Below are 18,484 nucleotides of genomic sequence, written 5' to 3'. Positions count from 1 at the left end.
GGCGTGCCGCAGTGGGACGACCGACCCCTGGTGGGCCGCGCCGAGGAGCTGTCCCGGCTGCTGGCCTCGGTCGACCGCGCGCTGGAGGGCCGCGGCAGCGCGGTGCTGCTCTCCGGCGACGCCGGCGTCGGGAAGACCCGACTGCTCGACGAGCTGACCGCCCGCGCTCCCGGGCGCGGCGTGCGGGTCCTCGTGGGGCACTGCGTCGACCTCGGGGACGTCGGCCTGCCCTACCTGCCGTTCGTGGACCTGCTGCGCCCGGTGACCGGGGAGCCGCTGGTGGCCGCCGGGCAGCCGGCACTGGCCGGGCTGCTGGCCGGCCGCGCGCCGGTCGCCGTCCCCGACCCGCCGGGCGGCGAGGCGGCCGACCTCGGCCGGCTGCGCCCGCACCGGGGGCCCCGCCCGCTGCTGGACGACGGCCGGCTGCAGCTGTTCGAGGCCGTCGCCGCCCTGCTCACCGAGCTGGCCGCGGCCACGCCGCTGCTGCTCGTGCTGGAGGACGTGCACTGGGCCGACCACTCCAGCCGCGACCTGCTGCGCTACCTCCTCGCCCGGCTGGCCGAGGAGCCGGTGGCGATGGTGGTCTCCTACCGCTCCGACGACCTGCACCGCCGCCACCCGCTGCGCCCGTTGCTGGCCGAGCTGGTGCGGCTGCCGGGCGTGGAGCGGCTGGAGCTGGGACCCCTGCCGGACGCCGCCGTCGGCGAGCTCGTGCGCGGGCTGGCCGCCGGCGTCCCCGAGAAGACGGTGGACGACGTCGTGGCGCGGGCCGAGGGCAACGCCTTCTACGCCGAGGAGCTGACCGCCGCGGGCCTGGCCGGCGAGACGCTGCCGCTCGCGCTCACCGACGTGCTGCTGGCGCGGGTCGAGCAGCTCGGGGAGGCCGCCCAGCGCGTGCTGCGGGTGGCCGCCGTCGCCGGGCGACGCGTGCACCACGACCTCCTGGCCGCGGTCAGCGAGCTGGCGCCCGCCGAGCTGGAGGCCGCGCTGGCCGAGGCGGTGCACCACCACCTGCTGGTGGTGTCCGACGGCGGCCGGTACCGCTTCCGGCACGCCCTGCTGCGCGAGGCCGTGCTCGCCGACCTGCTGCCGGGGGAGCGGGTCCGGGCGCACGCCGCGATCGCCGCCCACCTCACCGCCACCCCGGGCGCGGGCACCGCCGCCGAGCTGGCGCACCACGCGCGGGGCAGCAACGACCTCCCCCGGGCGTTCACCGCCTCGCTCGACGCCGCCGCCGAGGCCGGCCGGGCCGGCGCGCCGGCCGAGCAGCTGCAGCACCTGGAGGCGGCGCTGGCGCTGTGGTCGGCGGTCCCCGACGCGGACCAGCGGGCCGGCCGCGACCACACCGCGCTGCTGCTGGACACCGCGGCCGCGGCCCGGCGCGGCGGCGAGCTGCACCGGGCGGTGGCCCTGCTGCGCGAGGCGCTGCAGCTGCTGGGCGAGGACGGCGACCCGGTCGTGCGGGCCCAGGTGCACCACACCCTCGCCCAGGCCCTGGGGCGGATCGAGGACCAGGCCGCGGCGCACCGGGAGAGCAGCCGGGCGATGGAGCTGGTGCCGGCCCACCCGCCGTCGGTCGTGCGCACCTGGGCGGCAGCCACGCACGCGCGCACCAGCTACGACGTGAGCCGGTGGGCCGAGGGGGACGCCGCGGCCGCGGAGGCGCTGGCGGCCGCCGACGCGCTGGGCCTGGACAGCGCCTGGGCCGACACCGCCGTGTCGCTGGCGCGGGTCCGCGGCGTCGGCGACCGCGCCGCGGTGCGCGCCCGGCTGGAGGAGGCGCTGGCACGGGCCCGCCGCTCGGGCGACACCGACGTCGAGCTGCGGGTGCTGTTCAACCTCGCCGTCGTCCCCTACGAGGACGGCGCGCTGACCGAGTCGCTGACCTGGGTCGACGCCGGGCTGGAGCGGGCCCGCGTGCTGGGTGTGGAGTGGGCGTTCTACCCCGCCGAGCTGCGGCACCTCGGGGTGGTCGTGCGCTACGTGTCCGGCGACTGGGACGGCAGCCTGGCCCTGGCCGAGGAGCTGGCACGGGTGCCGGACATGGCCGCGCACGTGCGCGCGGCGGGGCTGCTGGTCCAGGTCGGCCGCGGCGACCCCGCGGCGGCGGAGCGGGTGGTGTGGGCGCGCGGTCTCACCGCCCGGCTGGACGCCCACGTCCTGCTGCTGCTGGCCACCGCCGGGGCGGAGATCGACCTCGCCGCCTGGGCCGGCGACGCCGGCACCGCCGTGGCGCGCGCCCGCGCCGCGGTGCAGCAGGTGCGGACGTACTGGAACTACGACCGGCTGGCCGTGGTCCGGCTGGTCGCGACGGCGCTGGCGCCGGTGGCCGACGCCGCGGCCGCCGCCCGGCTGACCGGCGACGAGCCGGCGGTCCGGCGCTGGGCGGCCGCCGGGGAGGAGCTGGCCGCCGCGGCGCGCTCGGCGGTCGAGGACCACCTCCGGGCGATCGGCGCGTACGGCGTGGAGGCCGCCGCGTGGGTGGCCCGGCTGGACGCGGAGACGGGCCGGCTGTCGGGGCGGGCCGCACCGGAGCTGTGGCGGGCCGCCGTCGACGGGTTCGGGTACGGGCACGTCTTCGAGCAGGCGCGGTCGCGGTTCCGGCTCGCCGAGGCGCTGCTGGCCACCGGTGACCGGGACGGCGCCGCCGAGGAGCTGCGCGCGGCGGGGGAGACGGCGGTCCGGCTGGGCGCGGCGCCGCTGCAGGCGGCCGTCGTCGCGCTGGCCCGTCGCGGGCGGCTGCCGCTGGACCTCCCGGGGGCGCGGCGCGTCGTCGAGGGCGGGGCGGTGTTCACACCGCGGGAGACCGAGGTGCTGCGGCTGCTGGCCCAGGGCCGGACCAACCGGCAGATCGGTGCGGAGCTCTACATCAGCGAGAAGACGGCGAGCGTGCACGTCAGCAACATCCTGGCCAAGCTCGGCGCCGGCGGCCGCACCGAGGCCGTCGCCCTCGCCGCCAGCAGGGGCCTGCTGTGAGGTCGGTCGAGCAGCGGCTCAGCGGCGGTCGGGGACGGCACGTGGCCGCGGTGCGGTCCGGAGGACCGCAGTGTCACAGCATCGTGCGGAGGCGTTCCCGGCGGGCGCGGAGGACGTCGACCGAGGCCGACGCCGACGGTGGTCCGGGCACCGACTGGCGCAGCTGGGTGTGCACCACCGCGTGCGGCTGCGAGGTCCGGGCGGCCACCCGGCTGACCAGCCGGTTGATCTCGCGCCGCAGCTCGGCGGCGTCCCGCCAGGAGCGGCCGGCGTCGGTCTCCTCCGGGTGGTCCTCGACGGGGAACAGCCCGGGCTCGTCGTCCTCGGAGTGCGCCCGCTGGGCGATGCGCAGCCGCAGCTCGTCGTCCCGCTTGGCCAGCAGCGACGCGGTCTGTTCGGCGGTGAGCAGGCCGGGGATGCCGAGGAACTCCTCCTCCTCGGCGCCGAGGGGCACCGCGGCGGGGCGGCCCTCGCCGGTGTGCGCGGTGCCGCTGGCCAGGACGTGCGCGAACCGCGCGTCGGCCTCCAGCGCCTCGAACTGCCTGACGCTGTCGCCGACCTCGCGCTCCTTGGGCGGCAGCGGCTCGAGGTCGAGCTCGTCCCCCTGCTCCGTCTTGGGCGGCGGCATGACGTGGTTGCGCTGCTCCTCCATCGACGCGGCCAGCGACAGCAGCGGCCGGACGGCGGGGAGGAACACCGTGGCCGACTCGTGCGGCGCGCGGGAGCGGACGACGCGGCCGACGGCCTGGGCGAAGAACAGCGGCGTCCGGTAGGAGGTCATCCAGGCGAGGACGGCGGCGCGCGGGACGTCGACGCCCTCGGAGATCATCCGGACGCAGACGGCGATCCGGGCCGACCCGGTGGCGAAGCGCTCGATCTTCTTCGACGCCTTGGGGTCGTCGGAGAGGATCAGCTCGGCGGCCTTGCCGGTGACCCGGCGGACGATCTTGGCGTAGGCGCGGGCGTCGTCCTGGTCGCTGGCCAGCACCAGCCCCGCGGCGTCGGGCATGCCGTTCTCGCGCAGGTGGGTGATGCGGTCGTCCATCGCGGCGATGACGTGCGGCACCCACTGGCCCTTGGGGTCCAGGGCGGTGCGCCAGGCCTGCATCTCCACCGAGCGGGTGCCGGCCTCCGACAGCGAGGCGGCGACGACCTCACCGGCGGAGTTCCGCCACCGCGAGGTGCCGGTGTAGGCGGCGAAGACGACCGGGCGGACGACGTTGTCGGCCAGCGCCTCCTTGTAGCCGTAGGTGTAGTCGGCCCGGCTGACCAGGCCCATGCCGCCCTCCCCGTCGTCGCCCTCGAAGGCGTCCTCCTCGTAGCGGACGAAGGGGATGCGCTCGTCGGGCTTGGTGCGGAACGGGGTGCCGGTCAGGCACAGCCGGCGGGCGGCCATGCCGTAGGCCTCCTCGACCGCCTCGCCCCAGGAGAGGCCGTCGCCGGCGTGGTGCACCTCGTCCAGGATGACCAGCGTCTTGACGGCGGTGGCGCGGGCGGCGTGCAGCATCGGCTTGCCGGCGACCTGCGCGTAGGTGGTGACGTAGCCCTGCGTGCCGGCGCGCACCGGGCCCACGGCGTTGGTCAGCCCCGGGTCGAGGACGATGCCCATCCGGTCGGCCGCGTCGGCCCACTGCAGCCGCAGGTGGTCGGTGGGGCAGACGACGATGACGCGGGCCACCTCGCGACGGGAGAGCAGCCGCGCGGCGAGGGTCAGGGCGAAGGTGGTCTTGCCCGCGCCCGGGGTCGCGGTGACCAGGAAGTCCTTGGGTGAGCTCTCCTCGTACCTGGCGAGCGCGGCCTGCTGCCACGCCCGGAGCGGTCGGCTGGTCGTCTGCGGGCCCGCGGCCTCCGCTCGTGCTGCACTCGCCATGTCGGGACCCATCTTCGCGGGGCCGGGGGCGACACGCCCAACCGGCCTCCTCCCGCGCGCCGTCCGGCCGCCGACGTATGGCGGCCACCCGCACCGCCCTGACCAGCACGGATGTGCCGCCTGGGGTGTCGGTGTGGGCATCGTCATGCCCGTACCGGACCGTCACGTCACGCCCCGCCGGTCCCAGTCGTCCCGCCGTGCGCAGGGAGTGCCACGGGGCGCGGTGCCCGCGCCCCGTGGCACTCGACCGGCGGATCAGCGGCGGGCGCGCAGGGCCAGCAGGACGCCGAGGGTGAACAGCACCGCGGCGACCACCGCGTAGAGCGTGGGCTGGCCCCCGCCGAGCAGGTCGTCGACCACGTTCCCCTCGTTGTTCGAGGCGTTGAACGTCGCGTGCACGACCCCCGCGGCCAGCACGCTGCCCGCGGCCCCGCGCACGGTGGCGCCGACCAGCAGGCGGATCACGACGCCGAAGACGACCAGCACCCCGATCGCGAACGCCAGGGGGCCGAGGGCGAGGTCGCCGGTGAACTGCAGCGGCAGGTGGATCGCCGCGAACGGCAGCGCGGTCAGCGCGGCCGCGACCAGGAGGCCGTGCCGCCGCTCGAGCCGGTCCTGGAAGAAGCCCGCCCAGACCGTCTCCTCCCACAGGTGCACCAGCAGCACCGAGGTGACGATCGAGACCGCGCCCGCGCCGAGCGTCGCCAGGAGGTCCCCGGTCCGCAGCTGCTGCCCGGCGGCCGCCCCGACGGCGAGGGTCAGCAGCGGCAGGCCCAGCAGCGCCGCGGCCCACCAGCCGGGGCCGAACCGCCACTGCACCGCGCGGCGCAGGAGCGCACGGACGGCGGCGCGGCCCTCGGTGACGGCCGTGACCCACAGCGCGGCGGGCAGCATGACGACCAGCGTGAGGGCCAGCGTGAACGGCTCCTGGGGCAGCGCGCCGCCCGGGAGGACGCCGTGCGCGGTCAGTGCGGGGATCGAGACCAGGGGCCACCCGAGGCCGAAGACGAGGACGAGGAAGGCGGTCAGCGGGCGCCGGGCGACCCGGCCCCGGAGGCCGCCGTCGGCCGCGGCGGCGCGGAGCGGGGGACGTGCGTCGACGGTGGACATGTCAGGACCTGCTTCCGACGTGGGTGAGGGAGTCGGCCAGCGCGCGGGCGGGGGAGACCGACGCGGTGCTGACGGCGGCGAGGTCGAGGGCGCGGACGACGTCGGCCCGGCGGGCGGCCCGGACCACGCACAGGCACCGCCCGTCGCCGGGGAGCAGCCACGCCGCGCACCAGCGGATCGGCGTCCCGGCCGTGCCGAGCCGGGTCACCGCCCGCGCCAGGGCGCGGTGCATCCGCACCGCGTCGTCCGCCGACGGCGGGCAACTGCGGACCTCCACCAGGTAGAGGCCCGTCCGCCCGTGCCGCCGGTCGACCACGCGGGCACGCTCCCGCGGCGGCGTCGCGCGGACATCCGGGGAGGTACGGACGGCGGTACGGGTACTCCCGGGGACCCGTACCGCGCCGTTACCGTCCCGGCCATGGCGCGGCCGGCAGCCCCCGCTCCCGGGCACCGGCTGCCCGCGGAGCGCAGCTCGTTCGTCGGCCGGCGGGCCGAGCTGGCCCGGCTGCGGGCGCTGCTCGGGGAGTCCCGGCTCGTCACGCTGGTGGGCCCCGGAGGGGTGGGCAAGACCCGGCTGGCGCTGCGGGCCGCCGCCGAGCTGCGCCGCTCCTTCCCCGACGGCGTCGCGCTGGCCGACCTCACCGCGGTGTCCGACCCCGCGCTGGCGGCCGCGCAGGTCGCCGCCGCGTTCGACGTCCGGGACTCCACGGGGCGCTGGCTTCCGGCGTCCCTGGCCGAGGTGCTGGGGGAGCGGCGGCTGCTGCTGGTCCTCGACAACTGCGAGCACGTGCGCGACGCCGCCGCCGTCCTCGTGGACGCGCTGACCGGCGCCTGCCCGGGCCTCACCGTCCTGGCCACCAGCCGGACGCCGCTGGACGTCCCCGGGGAGGCGCTGTGCGCGGTGCCGCCGCTGGCCGGGGGCGACGGCACCACGCTGCTGCGGCAGCGGGCCGCGGCGGCGGTCCCCGACCTCGTGCTCACGTCCGCCGACGACGCCGCGCTGGCCGAGCTGTGCCGGCGGCTCGACGGCATCCCGCTGGCCCTGGAGCTGGCCGCCGTCCGGCTGCGCACCCTGACGCCGGCCCAGCTGCTCGACCGCCTCGACGACCGGCTGGGCCTGCTGCGGCGCCCCGGTCCGGCCGGGCCCGACCGGCACCGCACGCTGCGCGCCACGATGGCGTGGAGCGCGGACCTGCTGGGTCCCGCCGAGCGGCTGCTGTGGCGTCGGGCGGCGGTCTTCGCGGCCGGCTTCGACCTGGCCGCCGCCGAGGCGGTGTGCGCCGACGGCGAGCTCCCACGGGACGACGTCCTCGACGCCCTGACCCGGCTGGTGGAGGCCTCGCTGCTGGTGGTCGACCGGACCGGCGCCGGGACGAGGTTCCGCATGCTGGAGACGGTCCGGGCGTTCGGCCGCGAGCTGCTCGACGGCTCCGGGGAGGGCGGTCCGGTGCGCCGGCGGCACCGCGACTGGTGCGCCGGCCGGGTGGCGGAGGCGGCCGCGGAGTTCCTCGGGCCCGGTCAGGTGGCGGCGTTCGACCGGCTGGCCGCCGTCCACCCGGAGCTCGCGGGCGCGCTGGAGCACTGCCTGCGGACGCCCGGCGAGGCGCGGGCCGGCCTGGCCACCGCCGCCGACGCCTGGCTGTACTGGGCCGCCCGCGGTCACCTCGGTGAGGGCCGGCACTGGCTGGACCTGCTGCTGCGCGCGGTGCCCGTCCCCGGTCCGGAGCGGGCACGGGGACTGGTGGTGGCCGGCTACCTGGCGCTCGTCGCGACCGACCCGGAGGCCGCCGTCCCCCTGCTGGAGGAGGGCCGGCGCACCGCGACCGCGCCGGGGGTGGTCGCCCTGGCCACCCAGTACCTCGGCCAGGCGGCGCTGTTCCGCGGCGACCTGCCGGCCGCCGACCGGCTGCTGCGCGAGGCGGCCGCGGCCACCGAGGAGACCGCGGCCTTCTGCTGGGCCGACGTCGGCGTCGTGGCCCTGCTCGCCGGCGACCTCGCCGCCGCCGACGCCGCGTTCGGCACCGGCCTCGCCGCGGCGGCCGACCCGTGGACCCGCTCGCACGCGCTGTGGGGCCGCGGCCTCGGGCGGCTGGCCGCGGGCGACCCCGTCGCGGCGGCCCGGCTGGAGGAGGACGCGCTGCGGCTCATGCGGGAGGTCGACGACCGCAGCGGCATCGCGCTCTGCGTGGCCGCGCTGGGGTGGGCCGCGGCCGCCGGCGGGGACGGCGACACGGCCGCCCGGCTGGCCGGTGCCGCCGACGCGGTGTGGCGCTCGATCCCCGCCCGGTTGCCCGCACCCCTGACCGCGGTGGACGACCGCTGGCGACGAGCCGCCCGGGCCGCGGTGGGCCCGCGGCGGTGGGCCGCGGGGTACGCCGAGGGCAGCGGCGTCGACCGGGCGGGCGCGGTCGCGCTGGCCCTGGCCGAGACGCCGGTGCCGGCGCCGGCACCGCCGGAGCCGGCCGGTCCGCTCACCCCGCGCCAGCTGGAGGTGGCCGGGCTGGTGGCGCAGGGGCTCACCGACCGCGAGATCGCCGCCCGCCTGGTCATCTCCCCGCGGACGGCGGAGTCACACGTCGAGCAGATCCTCACCCGGCTGGGCTTCCGGTCGCGGGCCGAGATCGCCGCCTGGGCGGTGACACGCATCTGAGTGGAGTGCCACGGGCGCGGGCCCGGCGCCGTGGCACTCCACCCGAGGAGCTCAGGCGCCCTCGTCGACCCAGTCGGGGCCGTTGACCTCACCGGGGCCGGCCAGGTCGTCGGCGTCGACGATCGTGTACGCGTAGCCCTGCTCGGCCAGGAACCGCTGCCGGTGCGCGGCGTACTCCGCGTCGAGGGTGTCGCGGCTGACCACGGTGTAGAAGTGCGCCTGCCGGCCGTCGGCCTTGGGGCGCAGCACCCGGCCGAGCCGCTGGGCCTCCTCCTGCCGCGAGCCGAAGGTGCCCGACACCTGGACGGCGACGGCCGCCTCGGGCAGGTCGATGGAGAAGTTCGCGACCTTGGACACCACCAGGGTGCGGATCTCCCCGGCGCGGAAGGCGTCGAAGAGCTTCTCCCGCTCCTTGTTCGTGGTCGAGCCCTGGATGACCGGTGCGTCGAGGGCCCGGCCGAGCTCCTCCAGCTGGTCGAGGTAGGCCCCGATGACGAGCTTCTGCTCCTCGGGGTGGCGCTCCAGCACCCGCCGGATCACCGGCAGCTTCGACGTGGCGGTCGCGGCGATGCGGTAGCGCTCCTCGGGCTCGGCGACCGCGTAGGTCATCCGCTCCTCGTCGTCGAGGGACACCCGCACCTCGATGCACTCGGCCGGCGCGATGTAGCCCTGGGCCTCGATGTCGCGCCACGGGGCGTCGTAGCGCTTCGGGCCGATGAGGGAGAAGACGTCGTCCTCCCGGCCGTCCTCGCGCACCAGCGTGGCGGTGAGGCCGAGCCGGCGGCGGGACTGCAGGTCGGCGGTGAGCCGGAAGATCGGCGCGGGCAGCAGGTGCACCTCGTCGTAGACGATCAGGCCCCAGTCCTGCGCGTCGAAGAGGTCCAGGTGCCGGTACTCGCCCTTCCGGCGGGTGGTGATGACCTGGTAGGTCGCGATGGTGACCGGGCGGATCTCCTTGCGCTCCCCGGAGTACTCGCCGATCTCGTCCTCGGTGAGCGTGGTGCGCGCGATAAGCTCGCGCTTCCACTGCCGCCCGGCGACGGTGTTGGTCACCAGGATCAGCGTGGTGGCCTTGGCCTCGGCCATCGCCGCGGCGCCCACGAGCGTCTTGCCCGCCCCGCAGGGCAGGACGACGACGCCCGACCCACCGGCCCAGAAGCCGTCCACGGCCTCCTGCTGGTAGTCGCGCAGGTGCCAGCCGCTCTGGTCCAGGTCGATGGGGTGGGCCTGGCCGTCGACGTAGCCGGCGAGGTCCTCGGCGGGCCAGCCGACCTTGAGCAGCGCCTGCTTGAGCCGCCCGCGCTCCGACGGGTGGACGACCACGGTGTCGGCGTCGATCCGGGCACCGAGCATGGGGGCCACCCGCTTGCTGCGGACGACCTCCTCGAGGACGGCGCGGTCGGAGCTGGTGAGCACCAGCCCGTGCACCGGGTTGTTGGCCAGCGTCAGCCGGCCGAAGCGGTCCATGGTGTCGGCGACGTCGACCAGCAGCGCGTGCGGCACCGGGTAGCGGGAGTAGCGGACGAGGGCGTCGACCACCTGCTCGGCGTCGTGCCCCGCGGCGCGGGCGTTCCACAGCGCGAGCGGGGTGACCCGGTAGGTGTGCACGTGCTCGGGGGACCGCTCCAGCTCCGCGAACGGGGCGATCGCCGCCCGGCAGTCGCGGGCGAGGGGGTGGTCGACCTCGAGCAGCAGGGTCTTGTCCGACTGGACGATGAGGGGTCCGTCGTTCACGGGCACCTTCCGGCAGCAGCGTCCTGCCGACGGGCGCGGTCAGCAGGGGGACGCGGTCACGAGGACCACGTCCAAACTAACCACGCCCGCCGACAGGAGCTTCCCCTCGGCGGGCGTGGCCGGTGCCGCTGTGTCGCGTCGCTCAGGCGCGCGCAGGCTGCTCCAGCGACTGCGGTGTGAACATCGGCGGCTCCTGGTCCGGCGTCAGGGCGGTGGGCCCGTACAGCCAGTCCACGAACGCGTAGTCGTGCACGTCCCGGTGCCGCAGCAGCTCGTTGCGCGCCTCCCGCGGGCCGTCGGTGAGGTGCCACAGCTCACCCCACGCCCGGGCCGTGGTGAGCACCCGCCGGCAGTGCTCCGGCCGGACCGCGTTGTACGCGGCGAGGGCGGCGTCCCAGTCCAGGCCGCCCGCGGCCAGTTGCGCCCCGACGTGCTCGGACAGCACCCAGGCGTCCTCGATGGCCATGACCGCGCCCTGCGCGAGGTACTGCAGCGGCGGGTGGGCGGCGTCCCCGGTGAGCGCGAGCCGGCCCTGGACCCAGTTCATGATCGGTTCGCGGTCGAACATGCGCCACCAGCGGTCCCGCCACATCAGCGGGAGGCCGGCCCGGACCTGGTCGCAGGTGTCGGCGAAGGCCGCGTCGAGCTCGTCGGGGGTGCCCCAGTCCTCCTGGCCGGCGAGGGCCTTGGGGGAGCGGAACACCGCGACCTGGTTGAACATCTCGCCCTGCCGGAGCGGGTACTGCACGAAGTGGCAGTGCGGCCCGACGTAGACCACGACGTCGGACATCGAGACGTCCATCTGCGCGACCTGCTCCGCGGGGATCGCGCCGCGGTAGGCCACGTAGGCGGAGCTGACCGGTTGGTCGTCGCTGATCATCTTCCGGGCGACGGAGTACAGGCCGTCGGCGGCGAGGACGACGGGAGCGACCTCGCGGCCCCCCTCGGAGACCACCGCCACGCCGCCGTCCAGGTGCTCGTAGCCGGTGACCTGCACGTCGGTGACCAGGTCCACGCCGGCGTCGCGGCAGGCCCGCAGCAGCGTGCCGTGCAGGTCGCTGCGGTGGATGACCACGTAGGGCGAGCCGTAGCGCTGCCGGGCGTCGGCGAGGTCGAGGCGGGTGAGCTCCGAGCCGTCGACGGCGTCCTTCATGACCAGGTTCTCCGGCTGCACGCCGAGGCGGAGCACCTCGTCGAGCAGGCCCCAGGAGTCGAGGATCCGGGTGCAGTTCGGCGCGATCTGCAGCCCGGCCCCGACCTCGCCGAACTCGGCGGCGCGCTCCAGGACGCGCACCCGCAGGCCCTTCCGCGTCAGCGCCAGGGCGTTGGCCAGCCCTCCGATTCCGCCGCCGACGACGAGGACGTCGACGTCGTTCACGACGACGCCTCGGCGGCCGTCAGGTCGTCGACCACGGTGTTCTCGCAGCGGCCGAGGCCGGCGATCTCGGTGGTCACGACCTGGCCGGCGGACAGGTAGCGGGCCGGCTTGCGGGCGTGGCCGACGCCGCCGGGGGTGCCGGTGGCGATGACGTCGCCGGGCCGGAGGGTGATCATGGTGGAGACGTACTCGACCAGGGCGACGGGGTCGAACAGCAGGTCGCCGGTGGTGTCCTTCTGCACGGTCTCGCCGTCGATCCGCGTGCTGATCTCCAGCGTGGGCCGCACGCCGCCGGGCAGCTCGTCGGGGGTGACCAGGTACGGCCCCAGCGGGGTGGTGGCCTCCCAGTTCTTGCCCTGCAGCCACTCCCGGGTGCGGAACTGCCAGTCGCGGCAGGTGATGTCGTTGAGCACCGCGAACCCGGCGATCGCGGCCTCCGCCTCGACGCCCTTCGCCCGGCGGACCGGCGCGCCGATGATGACGGCGAGCTCGCACTCCCAGTCGAACTCCGTCGTCTCCGGGGGCTTGACGATGTCGTCGGTCGCGCCGACGAGGGTGTCGGCGTACTTGGAGAACAGCGTCGGGTACTCGGGGAGGTCCCGGCCCATCTCCAGGATGTGGTTGCGGTAGTTCAGCCCGACGCAGACGACCTTGCCGGGGCGGGGGACGACGGGGGCGTAGGCGGCACCGCGCACCTCGGCGACCCGCTCGGTCGCCGCCGCGGCCCGCTCCTCCCACCCGGGGGTGGCCAGGAACTCGCCCAGGTCGGCCGCGCCCAGGTCGACCAGGTGGTCGTCGTCGACGCGGACCGCGCGGGTGCGGCCCTCCAGGGTGCGGATGGTGGCCAGCTTCATCGGTCGGTTCCTCCCACGGAGACGCGGTCCAGGCGCAGGGCCTCGAAGATCGGGGTGTCGCTGAACCGGAAGAGGTCCAGCGCGCCGGAGTCGGAGTCCGACGCCGAGGCCTCCGAGCGCACCGACAGCGGCTCCCAGGAGGGGACGACGAACAGGTCACCGCGCTCGACCTGCCAGGAGACCTCCCCGACGGTGACCGTGCCGGTGCCGTCGAAGACCTGGTAGACCGACGACCCGGCCTCCCGCCGCGGCGTGGTCTCGGTGCCGGCGCGCACGCGGTGCACCTCGGCGCGGATGGTGGGCAGCACGTCCCCGCCGGTGGTCGGGTTGGTGAAGCGGACCGCGGCGTGGCCGGGCTCGACCACGCCGGGGTGGCCCTCGGCCTCCAGCTCGAGCTGGTCGGTCAGCGCGGCGTCGGTGTCGACCCAGCGGTAGTTCAGCAGCGGGGTGCCCGGCGTGGCGCCGGGGGCGGACACCGGTCGCAGGCCGGGGTGCCCCCACAGCCGCTGGGAGCGGGACCGCTCCGGGGTGGTGCGCTCGGCGTCGCTGATCTGCTCGCGGCCGAACTCGAAGAACTGCGACTCGGTGGCGTACTGGAACGGGATGTCCAGGCCGTCGATCCAGGCCATCGGCTTCTCGGCGGCGTTGTGGTGGGCGTGCCAGTTCCACCCGGCCTGGGGCAGGAAGTCCCCGCGGTTCATCGGGACCGGGTCCCGCCCGACGACGGTCCACACGCCCTCGCCCTCGACCACGAAGCGGAAGGCGTGCTGGGTGTGGCGGTGCTCGGGGGCGTCCTCACCCGGCATCAGGTACTGGATGGCCGCCCACAGGGTGGGGGTGGCGTACGGCTTGCCGCCGAGGGAGGGGTTGGCCAGGGCGATGGCCCGGCGCTCCCCGCCGCGCCCGACCGGCACCAGGTGCCCGGCCTGGTCGGCCAGCTGGAGCAGGTTCTGCCACCGCCACACGTGCGGCACCGCCTTGGAGCGCGGGTGCGCGGGCATGAGGTCGCCGATCTCGGTCCACAGCGGGACCAGCAGCTCCTTCTCGAAGCCGCGGTACAGCTCCTCCAGCGCGGGCGTGGGCGTCGGCTGGCCGGGCGCGTCGACCGCGGTCAGCGAGACCGGGGAGGCGAGTTGCTGGGTCATGGCGGGCATCCCTCCGATGCGGCGTGGTCCGGTGGACAGGTCGTCGGCCCTGCTCCGGGGCCTCCCGTGGCGACGGGCGGAGCCGCGGCACGGGGAGGTCGTTCCCCGTCGAGGGTGCGCGCGTGTCCCGCGCCACGCCCGCTGATTCTGGACAGCAGAACGGATCCGCCCGCGCGGGCGTCAGCGCCAGTCGCGCAGCCGCAGCGGGGCCTCGTCACCGCCGGGACGCCGCACCAGCACCTGGTTCACGCCCATGACCCCGCGCTCGAACGCCAGCGCGCTCGCCGCCATGTACAGCCGCCAGACCCGGGCGCGGCCCTCGGTGCTCTCGGCGACGGCGGCGTCCCAGTGCTTCTCCAGCCGCTCCACCCAGGCGCGCAGCGTCAGCGCGTAGTGCCGCCGCAGGGCCTCCACGTCGAGCACCTCGAGCCCGCCGGCCTCCAGGGCGGCGACGGTGCCGGCCAGGCTGAGCAGCTCCCCGTCGGGGAAGACGAACCGGGTGATGAAGGTGTCGGGGTCCCAGGCGGCGGTCGCGGCGTCGTTCCAGGCGATGGCGTGGTTGAGCAGCCGGCCGCCCGGGCGCAGCAGGTCGCGGAGGGTCGCGACGTACCCCGCCATCTGCTCCGCGCCGACGTGCTCGGCCATGCCGATCGAGCTGATCGCGTCGAACGGGCCGTCGGGGACGTCGCGGTAGTCCTGCACCCGGATCTCCACCCGGTCGGTCAGCCCCGCCTCGGCCACCCGCGCCCGGGCCAGCTCGGCCTGGGCCCGCGAGAGGGTGACCCCCACGACGGAGGCCCCGTACCCACCGGCGGCGTGCAGCGCCAGGCTGCCCCAGCCACAGCCCACGTCGAGCAGCCGGGACTCTGCGGTGAGGCCCAGCTTGCGGCAGACCAGGTCGAGCTTGGCCTCCTGCGCGGCGTCCAGCCCGGTGGCGGGGGACTCCCAGACGGCGCAGGAGTAGACCATCGTCGGGCCGAGGACCAGCCGGTAGAAGTCGTTGCTGACGTCGTAGTGGTGGGCGATCGCGGCGGCGTCCCGGGTGCGGGAGTGCCGGCGTCCGAACCGGCGCAGCCGCACCTCCTCGGGCGGGGGCGCGGGCGCGGGGCCGAGGGCGCCGAGCCGGGCGGCCGTGCCCAGCAGGTCCAGCCACTCGCGCACGGTCGGGGCGGCGTGCGCGTCGCCGGCGGCCAGCCGGCCGGCCGAGGTCAGTGCCTCCAGGGTGGCGAAGACGTCGCCCTCGACGTCGAGCTCACCGGCGACGTAGGCGCGGCCCAGGCCGAGCTCGCCGGGTGCCCAGGCCAGCCGCCGCAGGGCGCGCCGCGACCGGACGGCGACCACCGGCGCCCCCTCGGGCCCGGCGACCGAGCCGTCCCAGGCGCGCAGCCGCACGGGCACCTCCTCGACGCCCAGGACCCGCTGCAGGGCCGTGACCAGGGCTGCGGCGGTGCTCTCCTCGCTCCCCATGGGCAGGCAGGGTGGCCGCCGCCCACGGGATGATCAAGCGGTTGTCGCGCAGGTCACGACGACGCGGCCGGCTCCTCGTCCTCGACCAGCGCCACCGAGGTGATCCGGTGGACGGCGAAGGTGCGGCTCTCGCCGCGGCGCTCGTCGTACCCCTGGAGGAAGCCGCCGGCCAGGGACACCGGCTGGACGACGCGCTGGCTGCCGCTGCCCTGCGCGTCGACGTACCCGAGCCACACCGGCACGCCCTCGCGGACCGCGCGGGAGAGCAGCTCCAGCGTGCCCGCGGTGGTCACCCCGGGCACCTGGCGCACCGCCTCGCCGCGCCGCGCGGCCAGGGCGGCGTCCCCGGCGCGGATCTCGCGCACGGTCGCGGCCACCTCGTCGCCGGTGAGCGGCCGCGGCGCCGCGGCGGTCGCGGCCCCCGGGCGGCGGCCGGCGGCGCGCGGGCGCGCCGGGGGCCGGGTCAGGACGGTGCCGCCCGGGGACTCACCGGCCGGGGCGTACCCGGCCTCGCGCAGCACGGTGAGCACCTCGTCGGCGCCCAGCCCGCTCACCAGGACACCGGGCGCCAGCCGGCGCAGCTCGGCGCCGGCCGTCCGCCGGTCGTTGAGCACCTGGGAGAGCAGCCCGTGGTCGTCGGAGCGCACGTAGCTCTCGATGGCCCCCACCCGCAGCCGACCGTGCTGGCGGGCCACGTCGTCGACCAGGTAGTCCAGCGCCTGCGGCACCGGGGTCCGTGAGGCGCGGGCGAAGAACTCGTGCAGGTCGGTGGCCGACCAGCCGGAGTCCAGGGCCCGGCGGATGCTGGCCTCCGACACCCGGAACACCGTGGCCCCGCCGGAGGACTCGACGTCGGCGACGACGGCGAGGGTGTCGGCGAGCTCGGCGACCAGGGGGCCGGGCGCGACCAGGGAGAGGTCGGGCTGGGCCAGCACGTGGTCGACCGGCTCGGGCAGCAGGCCCCGCATGCCGTCGGCGGCGCCGTCATCCCCGGCGGCCAGCAGGCCGCGACCGCCGGTGGACAGCACCCCGCCGACCAGCACGCCGAGCCTGGTGGCCTCGGCCAGCAGGTCCGGGACCGGCGCGAGGCGGTCGGCGCGCCGCGGGGTGCGCCAGCGCAGCAGGGCGACCAGGTCGTCGGCGGCCACGCCGCTGCCGCGCGGGTACTCGGCCAGGGCGCTCAGCGCGGAGCGCCGGATCGCCGGTGCGGTGTGCCGGACCAGGTCGGGGGAGAGCGCGTTCACCGCCTTGCCGCTCACGTCGCGCTGCCCGGCCAGCGCGGGCAGCCGGACGGCGTCCAGCCAGCCGCCGGCCAGCGTGGCCCACCGGTCGGGGAGGTCCTGCTCGCGCCACAGGTCGTAGGCGCGGGTGGGCAGCCACTCGTCGCGGTGCGGGCCCCCGACGTCGAGCAGGCCCGCCACGTGCGCGAGTTCGAGGAGCCAGCCGGCCTCGGGCTCGGCCACGTGCAGGGCCCGCGCCAGCCGCTTCTGGTCGCGGACGGCGACCCCGCCGCTGCGCAGCAGCCCCGCGGGCTCCTCCTCCAGGAGGGTCAGCAGCTCACCGACCCGGCCCACGGTCTCCATCGCCGCCCCGGCCGCCTGCCGGTCCACCACGGCGGGGTCCCGCGTGACGACGGCCGGCTCCGGGCGCACCCGCGGGGGGCCGTAGGGGCGGTCGCCGCGCAGGTGCAGCGCGATCTCCCGCGGCAGTTCCACGTTGAGCGCGTCGATGCGGGCCAGCAGGCCCTGCTGCACCAGCCGGCGGGCCGGGGAGGCGCCGTTGCCGCTGGTGTCGGGCAGGTGGCCGACCGGACGGTCGCCGGCCAGCCGCTCGAGGACCCCGCGCTCCTCGGCGCTCAGCTCGCCGATCGCCCGGGGCAGGTCCGCCGGAAGCGCCAGCCGCAGCTCGGTCGCCCGCCGGCCCAGCCCGGCGGGGTAGCGCACCGCCCGGCGCACCGGGTCCGGGGCGTGCAGGACGTCGTCGCCCCACAGCAGGGCCCGCGTCGCCAGCCGCTCCAGCGCGGCGGCGAGCACCTCGTCGGGGACCTCGGGCAGCGCGGCGGGCAGGTCCGCGGCGTCCACCCCGTCGGTGCCGGCGAGCAGGACCACGTCGAGCACCTGCAGCGTCGCGGCGTCCAGCTCGTCGAGCGCGCGGTCGACCGACACCGGGACCGCCAGCCGGCTGGCCAGGGCCACGACGTCGGACGGCGCCGGCCGGGCGACGTCGGGACGGGCGGCCAGCAACGCGCCGAGCTGCTCGTCGCTGCGGGTGCGCAGCCAGGCGGCCAGCGTGGCCGGGCGGTCGGCAGACATCCGGTCAAAGTTACGTCGCCCGCGCCACCCCGTGCCGCGCCGTCCCCGGGTGCTGGGCCAGCATGACCGCGTGCACCCCGCCGCCGAGGACCCGCAGACCAGCAGCGCGCTGACCGGCTACCAGGCCGGGGCGCTGCGCTGGCTGGCCGGGGGCGGGATCGCCGTCGTCCTCGGGGTCCTGCTCGGTGCCGCGGCGGTGACGATCGCCCGCGACCGCGGCGAGGGGATCCCCGGCGTCGGCCTCGCGGTGGTGGTGCTGGTCGTCTCGGGGACCGTCGCCGTCGTCGCCGGCACCGGGGCGCTGCTGCGGCACCGCCGCTGGCGGCGGGCGCTGCGGACGGTGCGCTGGCAGACCGGGGTGCTGCGCATCGCCGGCCCCGCGGTGCTGGCGTTCGAGCCGGAGGGCTACGACGAGACCGACCCGCTGGCCGAGCCGGTGCGGCTGCGCCTGGAGAGCACCACCGTCTTCCGCACGCGGGCGGTCCAGCAGCTGCACGACGCGGTGGTGCGGGCCGCGCCGGTGGGGCCCCGGGAGTGGGTGATCACCGCCGACGGCGTGAGCACGGTGTACGGCGCACGGGCGGTCCGGCGCCGCTGAGGCGGCTGCCGTGGCGTAGTGCGTGCGTTCTGGGTACCGCGTCCGAGAAGATGTCCAGCGACGCGGCACCGCGTGGTGCTCGCAGACACGGCAACGGAGGCAACGGCGACATGGCCAAGCGGAAGACCAAGCACGCGCACCTGGTGGAGCCCACCTGGGGTCGGTCCGACGACGGCGGCCCACCGCTGACCGAGTTCACCGCCGAGCCGGCCGGCCCGCTCAACCCCTTCGGCGAGGACCACGAGTTCCCGCTGCCGCCCAGCCGCCTGCGGTACGCGCACCCCACCGACAAGCCCAACCGGGCCGGCGTCATGGCGGGCGAGTAGTAGAAGGACCCCCTGCCCCCAGCAGCTCGCAAGCTCGCAGCGGGCCCCTGCAGGGGGGCCTACA

General features: G+C 76.8%; 13 protein-coding genes. 4 read left to right on the top strand and 9 right to left on the bottom strand.

The window, feature by feature from the left end; genetic code table 11:
* Positions 1-3: 3 nt before the first annotated feature.
* Positions 4-2,976 (top strand): helix-turn-helix transcriptional regulator, encoded by a 2,973-nt coding sequence (locus ACI79E_RS01300; protein ID WP_456930738.1) that lies wholly within the window; start codon positions 4-6, stop codon positions 2,974-2,976.
* Positions 2,977-3,049: 73 nt separating this feature from the next.
* Here ACI79E_RS01300 and ACI79E_RS01295 read toward each other — a convergent pair whose 3' ends face one another.
* From ACI79E_RS01295 to ACI79E_RS01285, 3 genes are all read right to left on the bottom strand, one after another.
* Positions 3,050-4,846 (bottom strand): DEAD/DEAH box helicase, encoded by a 1,797-nt coding sequence (locus ACI79E_RS01295; RefSeq protein WP_456930737.1) that lies wholly within the window; start codon positions 4,844-4,846, stop codon positions 3,050-3,052.
* 255 nt (positions 4,847-5,101) lie between these two features.
* Positions 5,102-5,956, bottom strand: coding sequence for a CPBP family glutamic-type intramembrane protease (locus ACI79E_RS01290; protein WP_456930736.1), 855 nt, complete (start codon positions 5,954-5,956; stop codon positions 5,102-5,104).
* A gap of 1 nt (position 5,957) precedes the next feature.
* Positions 5,958-6,272 carry a hypothetical protein gene (locus ACI79E_RS01285; RefSeq protein ID WP_456930735.1) on the bottom strand — a complete coding sequence of 105 codons (315 nt, stop codon included), beginning with the start codon at positions 6,270-6,272 and terminating at the stop codon, positions 5,958-5,960.
* A 102-nt stretch (positions 6,273-6,374) separates the two neighbouring features.
* Here ACI79E_RS01285 and ACI79E_RS01280 point away from each other — a divergent pair, with 102 nt between their 5' ends.
* The gene (locus ACI79E_RS01280) at positions 6,375-8,606 is read left to right on the top strand and encodes an ATP-binding protein (protein ID WP_456930734.1); all 2,232 of its coding nucleotides are present in this window, start codon (positions 6,375-6,377) and stop codon (positions 8,604-8,606) included.
* Positions 8,607-8,657: 51 nt separating this feature from the next.
* Here ACI79E_RS01280 and ACI79E_RS01275 read toward each other — a convergent pair whose 3' ends face one another.
* The 6 genes from ACI79E_RS01275 to ACI79E_RS01250 all read right to left on the bottom strand — a co-directional run bounded on the left by ACI79E_RS01275 (position 8,658) and on the right by ACI79E_RS01250 (position 17,496).
* Positions 8,658-10,340 carry a DNA repair helicase XPB gene (locus tag ACI79E_RS01275; RefSeq protein WP_456930733.1) on the bottom strand — a complete coding sequence of 561 codons (1,683 nt, stop codon included), beginning with the start codon at positions 10,338-10,340 and terminating at the stop codon, positions 8,658-8,660.
* A 142-nt stretch (positions 10,341-10,482) separates the two neighbouring features.
* Positions 10,483-11,718, bottom strand: coding sequence for an FAD-dependent monooxygenase (locus tag ACI79E_RS01270; RefSeq protein ID WP_456930732.1), 1,236 nt, complete (start codon positions 11,716-11,718; stop codon positions 10,483-10,485).
* Complete coding sequence (locus ACI79E_RS01265) at positions 11,715-12,572, bottom strand: fumarylacetoacetate hydrolase family protein (protein ID WP_456930731.1); 858 nt, start codon at positions 12,570-12,572, stop codon at positions 11,715-11,717. The genes ACI79E_RS01270 and ACI79E_RS01265 overlap by 4 nt, the downstream gene beginning before the upstream one ends.
* Positions 12,569-13,717, bottom strand: coding sequence for a cupin domain-containing protein (locus ACI79E_RS01260; protein WP_456930730.1), 1,149 nt, complete (start codon positions 13,715-13,717; stop codon positions 12,569-12,571). Before ACI79E_RS01260 ends, ACI79E_RS01265 begins: the two co-directional genes overlap by 4 nt.
* Positions 13,718-13,897: 180 nt before the next feature.
* Complete coding sequence (locus ACI79E_RS01255; protein ID WP_456930729.1) at positions 13,898-15,184, bottom strand: class I SAM-dependent methyltransferase; 1,287 nt, start codon at positions 15,182-15,184, stop codon at positions 13,898-13,900.
* Positions 15,185-15,237: 53 nt separating this feature from the next.
* Positions 15,238-17,496: a helicase-associated domain-containing protein gene (locus tag ACI79E_RS01250; RefSeq protein WP_456930728.1), complete on the bottom strand. Its 2,259-nt coding sequence runs from the start codon at positions 17,494-17,496 to the stop codon at positions 15,238-15,240.
* 70 nt (positions 17,497-17,566) lie between these two features.
* Between ACI79E_RS01250 and ACI79E_RS01245 the strand changes: the two genes are divergently transcribed.
* Positions 17,567-18,094 carry a hypothetical protein gene (locus ACI79E_RS01245; protein ID WP_456930727.1) on the top strand — a complete coding sequence of 176 codons (528 nt, stop codon included), beginning with the start codon at positions 17,567-17,569 and terminating at the stop codon, positions 18,092-18,094.
* A gap of 110 nt (positions 18,095-18,204) precedes the next feature.
* Positions 18,205-18,420, top strand: a complete 216-nt coding sequence (locus ACI79E_RS01240; protein WP_456930726.1) for a hypothetical protein — start codon at positions 18,205-18,207, stop codon at positions 18,418-18,420.
* Positions 18,421-18,484: the final 64 nt, after the last annotated feature.

Source organism: Geodermatophilus sp. SYSU D00079, assembly GCF_054050635.1.
This window is presented reverse-complemented; position numbering and strand designations above follow the sequence as displayed.

What these genes read in the sequence shown, in the direction of transcription:
- ACI79E_RS01260 (WP_456930730.1), bottom strand. Translation starts at nt 13,717, where the DNA reads ATGACCCAGCAACTCGCCTCCCCGGTCTCGCTGACCGCGGTCGACGCG.
- ACI79E_RS01255 (WP_456930729.1), bottom strand. Translation starts at nt 15,184, where the DNA reads ATGGGGAGCGAGGAGAGCACCGCCGCAGCCCTGGTCACGGCCCTGCAG.
- ACI79E_RS01250 (WP_456930728.1), bottom strand. Translation starts at nt 17,496, where the DNA reads ATGTCTGCCGACCGCCCGGCCACGCTGGCCGCCTGGCTGCGCACCCGC.
- ACI79E_RS01280 (WP_456930734.1), top strand. Translation starts at nt 6,375, where the DNA reads ATGGCGCGGCCGGCAGCCCCCGCTCCCGGGCACCGGCTGCCCGCGGAG.
- ACI79E_RS01290 (WP_456930736.1), bottom strand. Translation starts at nt 5,956, where the DNA reads ATGTCCACCGTCGACGCACGTCCCCCGCTCCGCGCCGCCGCGGCCGAC.
- ACI79E_RS01265 (WP_456930731.1), bottom strand. Translation starts at nt 12,572, where the DNA reads ATGAAGCTGGCCACCATCCGCACCCTGGAGGGCCGCACCCGCGCGGTC.
- ACI79E_RS01295 (WP_456930737.1), bottom strand. Translation starts at nt 4,846, where the DNA reads ATGGCGAGTGCAGCACGAGCGGAGGCCGCGGGCCCGCAGACGACCAGC.
- ACI79E_RS01240 (WP_456930726.1), top strand. Translation starts at nt 18,205, where the DNA reads ATGGCCAAGCGGAAGACCAAGCACGCGCACCTGGTGGAGCCCACCTGG.